This window comes from Pseudomonas sp. S8 (assembly GCF_050473925.1).
GTDB lineage: Bacteria > Pseudomonadota > Gammaproteobacteria > Pseudomonadales > Pseudomonadaceae > Aquipseudomonas > Aquipseudomonas parakoreensis.
In genome coordinates, this window is sequence record NZ_JBFDVZ010000016.1 from 4,296,993 (window position 1) to 4,310,723 (window position 13,731).

Consider the following 13,731-nt stretch of genomic DNA (forward strand, 5'->3'; position numbering starts at 1 on the left):
TAAGCGAACTAACGTAATAGCACGAACCGGATTACTTTTCTTTGATCGCTGTGCTGTCTGTCACTTTGAAACGCAGCACGCCGATCACCTGACCGTCTTCAGTCAGCACTCGCACCTGCCACTTGCCTGCCGGGTTGCCGGGGAAGTTCTGCTTGTGGGTCCAGGCGCGGTAGCCTTCCTTGCGCCCGCCGTGGATGTCGAGGGCGATGCGGTCGACTTCCTGGCCGTTGAACTGCCACACGTGGTAGATCCGCTCATCCAGCCCGCGCGGCGCATTGATGGCGGTGTAGGCGTAGAGGCCGCCATTGCGAATCTGCTCGGCGCTGACCTCGTCGAGGCTGGCGCCAGGCGTGCGGTCCTGTAACTGCGTGCTGATCGCCACGTCGGTCATCCACAACGTCGCCGGCGGCACCCACGAGCGCAGGGTCCAGCCGACCGCGCCGATGCCGACGGTGATGCACAGAATGGCCAACGCATTGCGCACGGTGCGGATCGGGAAGATCGACGCCAGACTCGGGAACGACAGCACCACCGCCGTACCCAGTGCCCATTTGAAACTCTGTGCGGTGGTCAGGTGCATGATCACCGGCAGCGCAGTGAGCAGGGCGGCGAACAGGGTCAGGGTGTGCAGCGCGAGAAACGCCCAGCGCCGTGGCGCCAGCCATTTGTAATAGAGCGGGTCGACAATCGAGATCAGCGCAGCGATGCACAGCAGGCCGGTGAAGATCAGTTGGCCGCTGTTCCACGTAGTCGTGATGAAGAAGAACGGCAGGACGAAAAACAGACTTTCCTGGTGGATCATCTGCGTCGCGTAGCGCAGCAGCGGCTGGGGGATTTCCCGCTTGAAGATGCGCGTGAACAGGCCGGTGAGGGTGTTTTCCAGCATCAGCCAGATCCAGCTGAGCAGCATGATGATAGTGATCCAGCTCGCCAGCCCCTGCTGCCGATCGACCAGAATGAAACTGCCGACCCCGGAGATGAAACCGCCGAGCGCAATGACCCCGGGATAGCGCTTCATCAGTTCGAGAATGCGCTGGATCAGGAGGGGGATTTTCTGCATGGTGGCGGTTCACGACTGAGTAGGAAAAAACCTCGACAGAGTACCGTCCGCCGGGCGACGTGGCGAGGCTCCCGGTCAGTAAAATCACCACAGATCCCTGTGGGAGCGGGCTTGCTCGCGAAGGGGCCGTGTCAGTCGACATCATTGCTGAATGACACACCGCATTCGCGAGCAAGCCCGCTCCCACAGGTTCAGTGTTTGGCTGGCTTACGACGGTGCAACCTCCAGCCAATCAGCACCAGCAAGACCACGCCCAGACCACCGGCAATCAGCCACAACACCTCATCATCACTGAGCAACGGCTTCTCGATCCGCAGATACCCCGGTTGCAACAGCAACTCGCGCATGGCCTTGTTCGCCGTTTCCAGGGTCACGCCTTGCAACTCGCGGGCAGGGTTGGCAAAGCGTCCGTCCTCGTAATCGCCGAGCGCACTCCAGTAATAGTCGGCCATCGCGCTGTTGCCCTGTACCGCCCAGGCCTGATGGGCGATGGCGGCCTGTTTGATCCGGGCGAAGGTGTCCGGGTCGAGGCCGTTTTTCAGCAGGTCGGCCTTGAGGTCTTCCAGCACCTGTCTGGCCTCGACGAGATCATCGCGATCGACATCGGCATTGAGGCTCATGAAACCGACCCCGCCGAACACTTCACGCTCGGCCCATGGCCCGTAGGACAGGCCGTGATTCAGGCGAATCTGCCGGTACAGCGCCCAGTCGAGGTAGTCCTTGAGGATGTCGAAGGTCTCGTCGTACTGATCGTCGAGCATCGGCTCCGGCACCAGCCAGTGCAACTTGGCGCTGTCGCCGATGAAGCCACGGGTGAGGGTGCGTTCATGGGCGGCGCTGGTGCGGATGTCCGGCAACTCACGGTGCTCGGCCGGATCCACCGCTTCGAGCGCGCCCCAAGTGCGTTCCAGATAGCCCGGCAGCAGTTTGTCGAGTTCACCGACGACGATCAGCGTCATATTGTTCGGCGCGTACCAGGTCTTGCGCACCTTCTCCAGTTGCTGCTGGGTCAGGTGCCCGACCTCGGCGCGTTGCGGGCATTTCAGGCCCAGCTCCACCGCCAGTTGATTGCTGGCAGTGTGGCCCAGATCCTGGCGGTCGAGAAAGCGTTGCAGGCGCGTGTAATGGCCACCGTCCTCGCGCTCGACCACGCGTTTGGCGGCGTTGATCGCATTGTCGTCAATGCGGGTCTGGGTCAGCAGACCGAGCAGCAGGTCGAGCACTTTGCGCTGATTCTTCGCCGGGGCTTCGATGACGAACGTGGTGTCGGCGTTGCTGGTGAACGCGTTCCACTCACCGCCCAACGCCTGCATGCGCTCCTCAAGGCCACCTTCGCCAGTGGCGTCGACACCGCTGAATAACAGGTGCTCGAGCAGGTGCGGCAGCTCTTTTTCATCGCAATCGAAATCGTCGAGGCCGACGCCGACCACCAGACGAATCGCCACATGCCCGCGTTCAGTGCCGGGTTTGAGCAACAGCTGCAAACCGTTGGGCAGCGCATAGCCTTCGACCTGAAAGCGATCAACGGCGAAGACGGGCAGGGAACCGAGCAACAGACAGGCGAACAACAGGCAACGCATAACAGGCTTCCATACGGCTGATTTGGAGATCCGTGTCGCTATTCAGGCCGGCATTCGCGAGCAAGCTCGCTCCCACAGGGGAATGCATTTCAAATGTGGGAGCGATCTTGCTCGCGAAGGTCTTAAGGCTGAATCAATGTTACTGACTGACCCCAGCCCCAGACGTTCAAGGCGAATGCGTAATGTCGGCAATATCATCCGCTTCCAGCGCTCCGGTATCTGCCGTTTCCAGCACCACGTAAGCACTGCTGCAAAACAGCGAATTCAAGCGTTTCATATCCGCAATCAGCTCCAGATGCAGCGAACTGGTTTCCAGACTCTGCACGATCTTACGTTGCAAACGGCTGACATGGGCATGGGCCAGACGCCGTTCCTGTGCGCGAAAGCGACGTTTCTCGCGCAACAGCTGACGGGCGCTTTCCTTGTCACCGCTGAGGAACACCGACAGGCCCAGGCGCAAGTTGGCGATCAGTTGCTGATGCAACCCGGCCAAATCCTCCAGGCCTTCTTCGGAAAACGAACGACGCTGTGAAGTCTTCTGCTGCTGCACTTTGCGCAGCATGCGTTCGATCAGGTCGCTGGCCAGTTTCAGGTTGATCGCCAGTTCGATGGTCTCCGCCCAGCGCCGACTGTCCTGCTCGCCGAGATCTTCGCGGGGCATTTGCGCCAGGTACAGCTTGATCGCGCTGTACAGCGCTTCGACGTCATCGGTCAGTCGGCGCATTTCCTGGGTGATGGCGGTCTGCTTGCCGCGCAGCACATCGAGCATCGCGTCGAGCATGTTGTCGATCAGATCGCCCATGCGCAGGGTCTCGCGGGCCGCGTTGGCCAGCGCCAGGCTCGGTGTCGACAGTGCCGTCAAATCAAGGTGACGCGGCTTGGCGGTGCCGTTGACTTCCGGGCGCTCCGGCAGCAACCAGGCGCACAGCCGCGCCATCGGCGCGACGCTGGGCAGCAGGATCAGGCAGCGCGCGGTGTTGTAGAGCAGGTGGAACCCGATGACCATTTCTTGCGGGCTGAAGTCGAGCCCGTCCATCCAGTGCACCAGCGGATCAAGCACCGGAATGATCAGCAACAGCCCGATCAGTTTGTACAACAGGCTGCCCAGCGCCACTTGCCGCCCGGCCGCGTTCTGCATGCTGGTGCTCATGAACGCCAGCACGCCGCTGCCGATGTTGGCGCCGATCACCAGACCGATCGCCACCGGCAGGCTGATCACGCTGGCGCCGGCCAGCGTCGCGGTCAGCAACACAGCGGCGAGGCTGGAATAGGAAATCATCGCGAACAACGCACCGACCAGGGCGTCGAGGAGGATGTCGCCGGTCAGCGACGCAAAGATCACCTTCACGCCTTGGGCGTGGGTAATCGGTGCAGCGGCTTCGACGATCAGTTGCAAGGCGAGAATGATCAGGCCCAGACCGATACTGACCCGGCCCATCTGCCCGAGGCGCGTCTGTTTGCGCGACAGAAAGAAAATCACCCCGAGGAAAATCAGCAGCGGCGACAGCCACGACAGGTCAAAGGTCAGCACCCGCGCCATCAGCGCCGTACCGACGTCGGCGCCAAGCATGGTCGCCAGCGCCGGGGTCAGCGCCATCAGGCCCTGACCGACGAAGGAAGTGACGAGCATGGCCGTGGCGTTGCTGCTCTGCACCATCGCGGTCACGACGATGCCGGCGACGAACGCGAGCCAGCGTTTGGACATGTTCTGGCCGATCACATGGCGCAGATTGGTACCGTACACCCGCAGGATGCCGGTTCGGACGATATGCGTACCCCAGATCAGCAGGGCCACGGCAGACAGCAAATTGAGCAGGGTGAGCATGCAGACCCCCTGTAGTAGCAGCGCCCCAAAGGGGCAAGTTGACGGTACCGCGCGGTTTCTACGTTTTTGATACTTAAGCTGTAGTTGGCTAACGGACTGGGCGCCAGCATTGCACAGCTAAAGTGCGGATTGAAACAAAAGTGTCATGAAAACAGCTTTATCCACACCCCGCGCAATCACCCCAAATCCCTGTGGGAGCTGGCTCGCCAGCGATGACGGCAGCACTGGCGACATTGATGTTGCCTGACACGCCACTATCGCTGGCAAGCCAGCTCCCACAGGGTTTGTGTACGAGCTCAAAATCCGCTGGAAAAAAAAACCTATGGGCGTCTGGCAAGCCAGCTCCCACAGGTTTTGTATTGCTATCGGACTACCGGGTTACTGCCCCGGCACGTCCTTGCGCAGCTTCACCGGATCCTGCTGCTGTTTCTTTTTGGCCATCGCGCCGCGCATCTTGATGTTGATCGCTTCCACCGCCAGTGAGAACGCCATGGCGAAGTACACGTAGCCTTTTGGTACATGCACATCGAACGCTTCGGCGATCAGTACGGTACCGACCACCAGCAGGAACGACAGCGCCAGCATCTTCAGCGACGGGTGCTTGTCGATGAACTCGCTGATCTTGCCCGAGGCCGCCATCATCACCAGCACCGCGACGACGATTGCCGCGACCATCACCGGCACATGGGAGACCATGCCGACGGCGGTGATCACCGAATCCAGCGAGAACACGATGTCGATGATCGCGATCTGGATGATGGTGTAGAGGAAGTTGCCGCCCTTGCCCGAAGGCTCGTCGCCGCTTTCGTCTTCGCCTTCCAGCGCGTGGTACATCTCCTGCGAGCTCTTCCACAGCAGGAACAGACCACCGAAGAACAGGATCAGGTCGCGCCCGGAAATGCCCTGGCCGAACACCACGAACAGGTCGGCGGTGAGGCGCATGACCCAGGTGATCGACAGCAGCAACAGGATCCGCGTGATCATCGCCAGACCCAGGCCGAAGATCCGCGTGCGCTGCTGCATATGCTTGGGCATGCGGCTGACCAGGATCGAAATCATGATGATGTTATCGATGCCCAGAACGATTTCCAGGGCGGTCAGGGTAAAGAAGGCAACCCAGATTTCGGGGTTGGTCAGCCAATCCATGTGTATTCCTTTGAGCGAGTGTTAAACCAGAACGCCAGCAAGCAGCTGGCGTCATGGTGAGTGAATGCCGTTACAACGTGCTGAACAGCGGGAAAGTCCCCAGCAGCAAGGCGGCCACCAGTATGCACAGGCAGACCAGCACTGCCCACTTCAGGGTGAAACGCTGGTGGTCACCGAACTCGATACCGGCCAGCGCCACCAGCAGGTACGTCGACGGCACCAGCGGGCTGAGCAAGTGGACGGGCTGACCGACGATCGAGGCACGGGCCATTTCCACCGCGGTGATGCCGTAATGGCTGGCCGCTTCGGAGAGCACCGGCAACACGCCGTAGTAGAACGCGTCGTTCGACATGAAGAAGGTGAACGGCATGCTCACCAGCGCCGTGATCACGGCCAGGTACGGCCCGAGGAAGTCCGGAATCACTGCCAGCAGACTTTTCGACATGGCGTCGACCATGCCGGTTCCGGACAGGATACCGGTGAAGATACCCGCAGCGAAAATCAGACTGACCACCGACAGCACGCTGCCGGCGTGGGCCGCCACGCGGTCCTTCTGCATTTGCAGGCACGGGTAGTTGACGATCATCGCGATGCTGAACGCCACCATGAACAGCACCGGCAGCGGCAGCAGGCCGGCGATCAGGGTGCACATCAGCGCCAGGGTCAACAGGCCGTTGAACCAGATCAGCTTCGGACGACGGGCATCGGGGAACTGCGAGACGCTGATTTCACTGTGATCGATCTCGTCGCCGATCAGGTGCAGCTCGCCCAGACGCGCACGCTCACGTTTGCCGTAGAAGTAGGCAATGATCAGGATCGCCACCACACCGGCAGCCATCGCCGGGATCATCGGCACGAAGATGTCCGACGGGTCGACATGCAGCGCACTGGCGGCACGGGCGGTCGGGCCGCCCCACGGAGTCATGTTCATCACGCCACCGGCGAGGATGATCAGACCGGCCATGATCCGCGGGCTCATGCCGATGCGGCTGTACAGCGGCAGCATGGCGGCCACACAGATCATGTAAGTGGTCGCGCCGTCACCATCGAGGGAAACGACGAGCGCCAGCACGGCGGTACCGACCGAAACTTTCAGCGGGTCGCCCTTGACCAGTTTGAGGATCTTGCGCACGGCCGGGTCGAACAGGCCGGAGTCGATCATCAGGGCGAAATACAGAATGGCGAACATCAGCATCACACCGGTCGGCGCAAGCTTAGTGATGCCTTCGAGCATCATCGGGCCGATCTTCGGCGCGAAACCACCGAACAGGGCAAACAGGATCGGGATGATGATCAGGGCGATCAGCGCAGACAGGCGCTTGGTCATGATCAGGAACATGAACGTGATGACCATGGCGAAGCCAAGGAAAGTCAGCATGGGATTACTCCAGGCGTAGCGCGGCTAATTGAGTGAGCGGATCGGAGGGATCAGCGCAGAACGGGAAGCACGAGACGTACGGGCGGAGTTTCAGCGAGAAGGCGGGCTACAGAGGACATCAGAATCACCATTGTTGTTGTTAATTGGGCCTGACGTGCGAGCGATCACACGCGTTGGCCAACCGGTCTGTTGCCGGTAGTGGCGGCGATCCTAATCGGGCAACCTTTCAGCTACCTTTCGTTGACCGGAAAACAGACAGGTCCAGCGGTCGCATCGCGCCCATCCAGATTGCGTGCTCGGTGTGATCGAGCAAATCGTCGCCGGTGTCGGGGTGAAGGAACACCACCAGGCCCTTGCGATTGAGCGCCAGCCACGGCAATACCTCGCCGATCATCTGCGGCCCGAAGGCCAACTGGCAGCTCCAGTCAGGGTGCGGGCCGACCGGGCGCTCATGAACGCGGCCCATCTTCAATGGAAACAACTGCGCGGCTTGCTCACACAACGCGCGTGCCTGATCGATGGTATCGGCATCGAAATAGACGTGGGCGTGGTAGCCCTTGATCGCTGGCATCTGAAGCCCTCGGAAATCGGTTCGAACCCTGGGCGGTGCCCATATGTCACACGCCATACAAGGGATTATAAAAAGGATCAGCCATGAAAAATGCCGAAACCCCGACGGTGAAAGTGGTGCTCTATGGTGCCATGGCCAGCCTGGGCGGTGCGTTGATGGCTGAGTTGCTGCGACGCCAGCACGAAGTCATCACGATTCTCGACGATTTGAACGTACTCGCGCCACGTCCCGGCCTGCGCACCAAAAGCGGCGATTTGTTCGATGCCGAGCGGGTCAAGCAAAGCGTAGCGGGCAGCTCGGCAGTGATCTGTCTGCTTGATGCACCGGGCTTGCCGTTCAGCAGCGACCATGTGGAACGGTCGGTGGTGCTTGGGCCGGTGGAACAAGTGCTGGCGGTCGATGCGCTGGTCGACGGCCTGCAGGCAGCCAATGTTTCACGGCTGTTTCTGGTGGGGAATTTTGCCGTGCTCGACGAACCGGAACTGGACGACGGCCTGCAACGCCACGCTGCCGAAGAAATCCGCGAAGCCCTGCAAAGCAGTCCATTGCAGTGGACACTGGTCAACGCGCCTCACGGCGTGGCGGGGCTGACCATCGAGCATTTCAGTCAGGTCGGCGGCAATCTCGAGCCGGGGCTGGCGGAGCCGCTGGAACGGCTGAACCGGGTCGCGGTGGGGATTGCCGATGAGCTGCGGCTGAACCTGCATGTGGGGCAGCATGTGAATTTTGTCGCGACGTCGGATACGTAAAAGATCGCAGCCTGCGGCAGCTCCTACAGAGAGTTGTTTTTGATGTTCAAACCGCAATCGACGGCAGCGCCACCCCGGCAAGGGATTCGGCGCTACTGGCCTGTTCGGCCATCAACCAGTCGACAAACTGCTGAATCAACGCGCCCCGGCGTTTGCGCTGCGGCAGCACCACGTAATAACCCAGGCGCGACAACGTGGTCTCGGCGATCGGCCGACACAGCAAGCCCTGGGTCAGCAAGTTATCCACAAGGTGGCGCCAGCCGATGGCCACGCCTTGGCCGCCAATCGCCGCCTGAATCAACAGCGTGTAGTTGTCGAAGCGCAATTGCCCCGGCGCCGGCGGGGTAGTGATGCCCAGTTCGCGAAACAGCCCGCTCCAGTCAAACCAGTTGCTGCTGTTTTCCCCCCGTAGATGCAGCAGCGGGAACTCCAGCAACGTCTGGGCGGGCAAGGGCAGGGCGCGCTCCTTGAGCAGTTGCGGGCTGCACACCGGAAACACTTCCTCGCTGAACAGCCAATGGCTTTCGCCCTGTTTAAAGCGCCCGTCACCAAACAGGATCGCGACATCGATGTCGGTGCGCAGCATGTTGTGGTTGCGCTCGCTGGTGACCAGGCTGACATCGACGTTCGGGTTGGCTTCGTGGAAGCGGTGCAGACGTGGCATCAGCCAGTAGGCGGCGAAAGCGAAATCGGTGGCGACCTGCAATACCTCGTGTTGTTGCTGCGTACTGATCGCACTCAATCCTGCGTCGATATTCTGCAAACCGAGCTGAACCTGCTCGAACAGAATCGCGCCGCCCTCGGTCAGTTCGATGCCACGATAGATCCGGTCAAACAGTCGTGCTCCCAGCTGTTCTTCCAGACGCTTGATCTGCTGGCTGATCGCTGGCTGCGTGGTGCCCAGCTCAACCGCCGCCGCAGTAAAACTGCGGTGACGGGCCGCCGCTTCGAAAGCGCGCAACAGGTCGAGGGACAGATTGCCGAGGGCGTCATACATAAGCTGTGCTTATCCTAGTCATTGTCCGGCGCGGGCTTTACCCGACAGAGCATGGACTCCATGCTCGATCGCAGCAATGTCGCATAACTATTCACTATGGAATGCCGCGATCACATGAAGCGCAAGAACATTCTTTTCATCATGGCCGATCAAATGGCCGCGCCAATGTTGCCGATCTACGGCCCGTCGCCGATCAAACTGCCGAATCTTTCGCGCCTTGCCGCTCAGGGCGTGGTGTTCGATGCTGCTTACTGCAACAGCCCGCTGTGTGCGCCGTCGCGATTCACCCTGGTCAGCGGCCAACTGCCGAGCAAGATCGGCGCCTATGACAACGCCGCTGATTTCCCTGCCGATATTCCGACCTACGCCCACTACCTGCGCCGCCTCGGCTACCGCACCGCGCTGTCAGGCAAGATGCATTTCTGCGGCCCGGACCAATTGCACGGCTACGAAGAGCGCCTGACCAGCGACATCTACCCGGCCGACTACGGCTGGGCGGTGAACTGGGACGAACCGGACGTGCGCCCGAGCTGGTATCACAACATGTCGTCGGTGCTGCAGGCCGGGCCGTGCGTGCGCACCAACCAGCTCGACTTCGATGAAGAGGTGGTGTTCAAGGCCCAGCAATACCTGTTCGACCACATTCGCGAGGACGGCGATCAACCGTTCTGCCTGACCGTGTCGATGACGCACCCACATGACCCGTACACCATTCCCAAGGCGTTCTGGGATTTGTACGACGATGCGGATATCCCGCTTCCGACGACACCGGATCCACATTCCCTCGATCCACACTCGCAACGCCTGCTCAAGGTCTATGACCTGTGGGACAAGCCACTGCCTGTGGATAAAATCCGCGACGCACGGCGAGCATACTTCGGTGCTTGCAGCTATATCGATGCCAACGTCGGCAAACTCCTGCAAACCCTCGAAGATTGTGGGCTGATGGAAGACACCGTCATCGTCTTCTCCGGCGACCATGGCGACATGCTGGGAGAGAAGGGCCTCTGGTACAAAATGCATTGGTTCGAAATGGCCGCTCGCGTGCCCCTGTTGATAAGTGCACCCGGTCAGTTCAAACCGGGCCGTGTCAGATCTGCCGTCTCCACTGCCGACCTGTTACCGACCTTCGTCGAACTGGCCGGCGGCAGCCTGGAACCGAATCTGCCGCTGGACGGCCGCTCCCTGGTGCCGCATCTGCAAGGGCAGGGCGGGCATGACGAAGTGTTCGGCGAATACATGGCCGAAGGCACGGTCAGCCCGCTGATGATGATTCGTCGTGGCGCGTACAAATTTATCTACAGTGAAAACGACCCGTGCCTACTCTTCGATGTGCACAACGACCCGCGTGAACTCGAAGAACTCAGCCAGTCGCCGCAACATCGCCAACTGTTCGACGATTTTCTCGCCGAAGCGCGGGCCAAATGGGACATGCCGGCCATTCACCGCGAGGTCCTCGCCAGCCAGCGCCGTCGTCGTTTTGTCGCCGATGCCCTGACCATCGGCAAGCTGAAGAGCTGGGATCACCAGCCGCTGGTGGACGCCAGTCAGCAGTACATGCGCAACCACATCGACCTCGACGATCTGGAACGCAAGGCCCGTTATCCACAACCCTGCCAAAACCAATAATGTAAGGGGAAGTCCATGCGCAAGTTATCCACAGCACTGACGATAGGCCTGCTGGCTCTGGGCAGCGCCTCGGCATTTGCCGAGCAAAGCTGCGAAACGGTGAAAATGGCCGACCCGGGCTGGAGCGACATCGCCGCGACCAACGCCATCACCGGGTTTCTGCTGGATGGCATCGGCTACAAGGCCAAGGTCGACACCCTCGCGGTGCCGATCACCTTCGGCGGTCTGAAGGACGGCCAGGTGGATGTCTTTCTCGGCAACTGGATGCCGGCGCAGCAGGGTTTCTACGACAAGTTCGTCGCCACCGGTGACGTCACGCAACTGGCGAAGAACCTCGACGGCACCGAATTCACCCTCGCAGTTCCGGATTATGTGTGGGACGCCGGTGTGCATAACTTTGCCGACCTGAACCAATACGCGGACAAATTCGACAAGAAAATCTACGGCATCGGCTCCGGTGCACCCGCGAACATTTCGCTGCAGGAAATCATCAAGAAGAACGACTTCGACCTGGGCCAGTGGAAGCTGATCGAATCCAGCGAACAAGCGATGCTCGCCGAAGTCTCGCGGGCCGTGAAGAAGCAGAAATTCGTCACCTTCCTCGGCTGGACCCCGCACCCGATGAACGTGCAGCTGAAGATGCATTACCTCAAGGGCGGCGAGAAGTATTTCGGCGACACCGGCAGCGTCTACACCCTGACGCGCAAGGGCTACGCCGAGGCTTGCCCGAACGTGGGCAAGTTGCTGACCAACCTGTCGTTCACTCAGGACATGGAGAACAGCATCATGGCCGAGGTGGTGAACAAGAAAGTCAGCAATGCCGAAGCGGTAAAGGCATGGATCAAGGCCAATCCGGCGGTGCTGGACAAGTGGCTGGAGGGGGTGAAGACCGTGGATGGCAAGGATGCTTTGCCAGCGGTCAAAGCCAAGCTCTGACGCTTTCTACTTGACGACAACTTACTCGTGGTGAGGGGATTTATCCCCGATCGGCTGCGCAGCAGTCGCAAAGTCTATGCACTCGGTATACCTGACTCACCGAGACCGTCGGTTTTGGGGCCGCTTCGCAGCCCATCGGGGATAAATCCCCTCGCCACAGTGATTGGCGCGTCCTGATAACCTTGCCTAAACCCACACGCCGCGAGGACCCATGGCCCTGCCCAGTCGCCACTCACTCTTCCCCTTCCTGACCTGGCTGGCGCGGCAAACCCGCGCCAGCGTCGGCCGGGATCTGGTCGTTGGCCTCAGCGGTGCCATTCTCGCGCTACCGCAGTCAATTGCCTACGCGCTGATCGCCGGCCTGCCCCCGGAATACGGCCTCTACGCCGCGATCATCCCGGTGCTGATCGCCTGTCTGTGGGGTTCGTCGTGGCATCTGATTTGCGGCCCAACCGCAGCGATCTCGATTGTGCTTTACGCCAGCGTCAGTCCCTTGGCCGTGCCCGCGTCGCAGGACTACATCACGCTGATTCTGCTGCTGACCTTCCTTGCGGGAATTTTTCAGTGGCTGCTGGGGTTGCTGCGCTTCGGCGCTTTGGTGAATTTTGTCTCGCATTCAGTGGTGCTCGGTTTCACACTCGGCGCGGCAGTCGTGATTGCCATCGGCCAGTTACCCAATCTGCTGGGGCTGGATCTGCCGGCCAAAGCCACGGCGCTGGCCAGTCTGATGGATTTGTTGAACCACCTCAGGGCTGTGGATAAACCCTCTTTGCTGCTCGGCCTGGCCACCGTGGTGGTTGGCGTGGTGCTGAAACAACTGCTGCCGCGCTGGCCGACGTTGTTGATTACGTTGGTGTTGGCCAGCCTGCTGGTGTGGCTGTGGCCATCAATGTTCGGCCATGTACATCGGGTCAGCGCCTTTGTCGGGCGCTTGCCGCCGTTCAGTGGCTTGCCACTGGATCTGGATCTGATCCTGCGCTTGCTGCCGAGCGCGGTGGCGGTGGGTATGCTCGGGCTGGTCACCAGCCTGTCGATTGCCCGTTCGATTGCCGCGCGTTCGCAGCAGTTGCTCGATGCCAATCAGGAAGTCCGCGCGCAAGGTTTATCGAACATTGTCGGGGCGTTCTTTTCCGGATCGTTGTCGGCCGGCTCGTTCACCCGCTCGGGCCTGAGTTACGAAGCGGGTGCCTGCTCGCCGCTGGCCGGGGTGTTTTCGGCGATCTGGGTCGCGCTGTTTGCGATTTTCGGCGCCGGGCTGATTTCGCACATTCCCATTCCGGCCATGGCCGGGAGCATTCTGCTGATCGCCTGGGGACTGGTGGATCATCGCGGGATCCGCTCACTGCTGCGGGTCAGCCGCGCCGAGTTCGTGGTCATGGCGCTGACCTGCCTCGCCACGCTGCTGCTGGAATTGCAGACGGCAATCTACGCCGGGGTGCTGGCGTCGCTGTTCTTCTACCTCAAACGCACTTCACAACCGCGGGTGCAGCATTGGCGCGAGGGCGAAGAGGACGTGCTGCGGGTCGGTGGCTCGATCTTTTTCGGCGCCAGCCATTACCTGCAAGTGCGCCTGCAACGGCTGCATGGCGCGCGGGTGGTGATCGAAGCGCAGCAGATCAACTTCATCGATTATTCGGGGGTGGAGATGCTGCATCAGGAGGCGCGGCGCCTGCTGCGTCAGGATCGCAGCCTGACCCTGCGCCGGGCGCGGCCGCAGGTGGTGGAGGAGTTACGAAAGCTGGAAGGGCCGGAGAAATGCCCGATCCGGTTTGAGGACTGACCTGCTGGCCATACCAGACCTCTGTGGCGAGGGAGCTTGCTCCCGCTGGCTGCGCAGCAGCCCAAAGCCGGTTGCGGGCG

Annotated in this window: 11 protein-coding genes and 1 pseudogene; 5 read left to right on the forward strand and 7 right to left on the reverse strand. The window is 60.8% G+C overall.

Annotated elements, in window-relative coordinates:
* Positions 1-31 precede the first annotated feature (31 nt).
* Entirely contained in the window at positions 32-1,060 is a 1,029-nt protein-coding gene (locus AB1J88_RS20485; protein WP_041073653.1) for a DUF5924 family protein, read from the reverse strand.
* Between the two features lie 93 nt (positions 1,061-1,153).
* Here AB1J88_RS20485 and AB1J88_RS20490 point away from each other — a divergent pair.
* Positions 1,154-1,252, forward strand: a pseudogene (locus AB1J88_RS20490) (metal ABC transporter ATP-binding protein); the annotation flags it as partial.
* Here the strand turns inward: AB1J88_RS20490 and AB1J88_RS20495 are convergent.
* The 5 genes from AB1J88_RS20495 to AB1J88_RS20515 all read right to left on the reverse strand — a co-directional run bounded on the left by AB1J88_RS20495 (position 1,252) and on the right by AB1J88_RS20515 (position 7,560).
* Complete coding sequence (locus tag AB1J88_RS20495; RefSeq protein WP_430291845.1) at positions 1,252-2,640, reverse strand: M16 family metallopeptidase; 1,389 nt, start codon at positions 2,638-2,640, stop codon at positions 1,252-1,254. The pseudogene AB1J88_RS20490 and the gene AB1J88_RS20495 sit on opposite strands and share 1 nt — an antisense overlap.
* A gap of 166 nt (positions 2,641-2,806) precedes the next feature.
* Positions 2,807-4,465 carry a Na/Pi cotransporter family protein gene (locus AB1J88_RS20500; protein WP_430291847.1) on the reverse strand — a complete coding sequence of 553 codons (1,659 nt, stop codon included), beginning with the start codon at positions 4,463-4,465 and terminating at the stop codon, positions 2,807-2,809.
* 378 nt (positions 4,466-4,843) lie between these two features.
* A complete protein-coding gene (locus AB1J88_RS20505; RefSeq protein ID WP_430291848.1) occupies positions 4,844-5,611 on the reverse strand; it encodes a TerC family protein in 768 nt (255 codons plus the stop codon).
* A 70-nt stretch (positions 5,612-5,681) separates the two neighbouring features.
* On the reverse strand, positions 5,682-6,989 hold the full coding sequence (locus tag AB1J88_RS20510; RefSeq protein WP_007954069.1) for a CitMHS family transporter: 1,308 nt from the start codon (positions 6,987-6,989) through the stop codon (positions 5,682-5,684).
* A gap of 226 nt (positions 6,990-7,215) precedes the next feature.
* Positions 7,216-7,560 (reverse strand): DOPA 4,5-dioxygenase family protein, encoded by a 345-nt coding sequence (locus AB1J88_RS20515; RefSeq protein WP_041073644.1) that lies wholly within the window; start codon positions 7,558-7,560, stop codon positions 7,216-7,218.
* 83 nt (positions 7,561-7,643) lie between these two features.
* Between AB1J88_RS20515 and AB1J88_RS20520 the strand changes: the two genes are divergently transcribed.
* The gene (locus AB1J88_RS20520) at positions 7,644-8,309 is read left to right on the forward strand and encodes an NAD(P)-dependent oxidoreductase (RefSeq protein ID WP_041073642.1); all 666 of its coding nucleotides are present in this window, start codon (positions 7,644-7,646) and stop codon (positions 8,307-8,309) included.
* Positions 8,310-8,355: 46 nt separating this feature from the next.
* On the opposite strand, the gene AB1J88_RS20525 is transcribed toward AB1J88_RS20520, so the two are convergent.
* Positions 8,356-9,306, reverse strand: a complete 951-nt coding sequence (locus AB1J88_RS20525; RefSeq protein WP_430291849.1) for a choline sulfate utilization transcriptional regulator — start codon at positions 9,304-9,306, stop codon at positions 8,356-8,358.
* Between the two features lie 114 nt (positions 9,307-9,420).
* Between AB1J88_RS20525 and betC the strand changes: the two genes are divergently transcribed.
* The 3 genes from betC to AB1J88_RS20540 all read left to right on the forward strand — a co-directional run bounded on the left by betC (position 9,421) and on the right by AB1J88_RS20540 (position 13,651).
* The gene (gene betC, locus AB1J88_RS20530) at positions 9,421-10,935 is read left to right on the forward strand and encodes a choline-sulfatase (RefSeq protein WP_430291850.1); all 1,515 of its coding nucleotides are present in this window, start codon (positions 9,421-9,423) and stop codon (positions 10,933-10,935) included.
* Positions 10,936-10,950: 15 nt separating this feature from the next.
* Positions 10,951-11,871 (forward strand): choline ABC transporter substrate-binding protein, encoded by a 921-nt coding sequence (gene choX, locus AB1J88_RS20535; RefSeq protein ID WP_430291851.1) that lies wholly within the window; start codon positions 10,951-10,953, stop codon positions 11,869-11,871.
* Between the two features lie 211 nt (positions 11,872-12,082).
* A complete protein-coding gene (locus AB1J88_RS20540) occupies positions 12,083-13,651 on the forward strand; it encodes a SulP family inorganic anion transporter (protein ID WP_430291852.1) in 1,569 nt (522 codons plus the stop codon).
* Positions 13,652-13,731 lie beyond the last annotated feature (80 nt).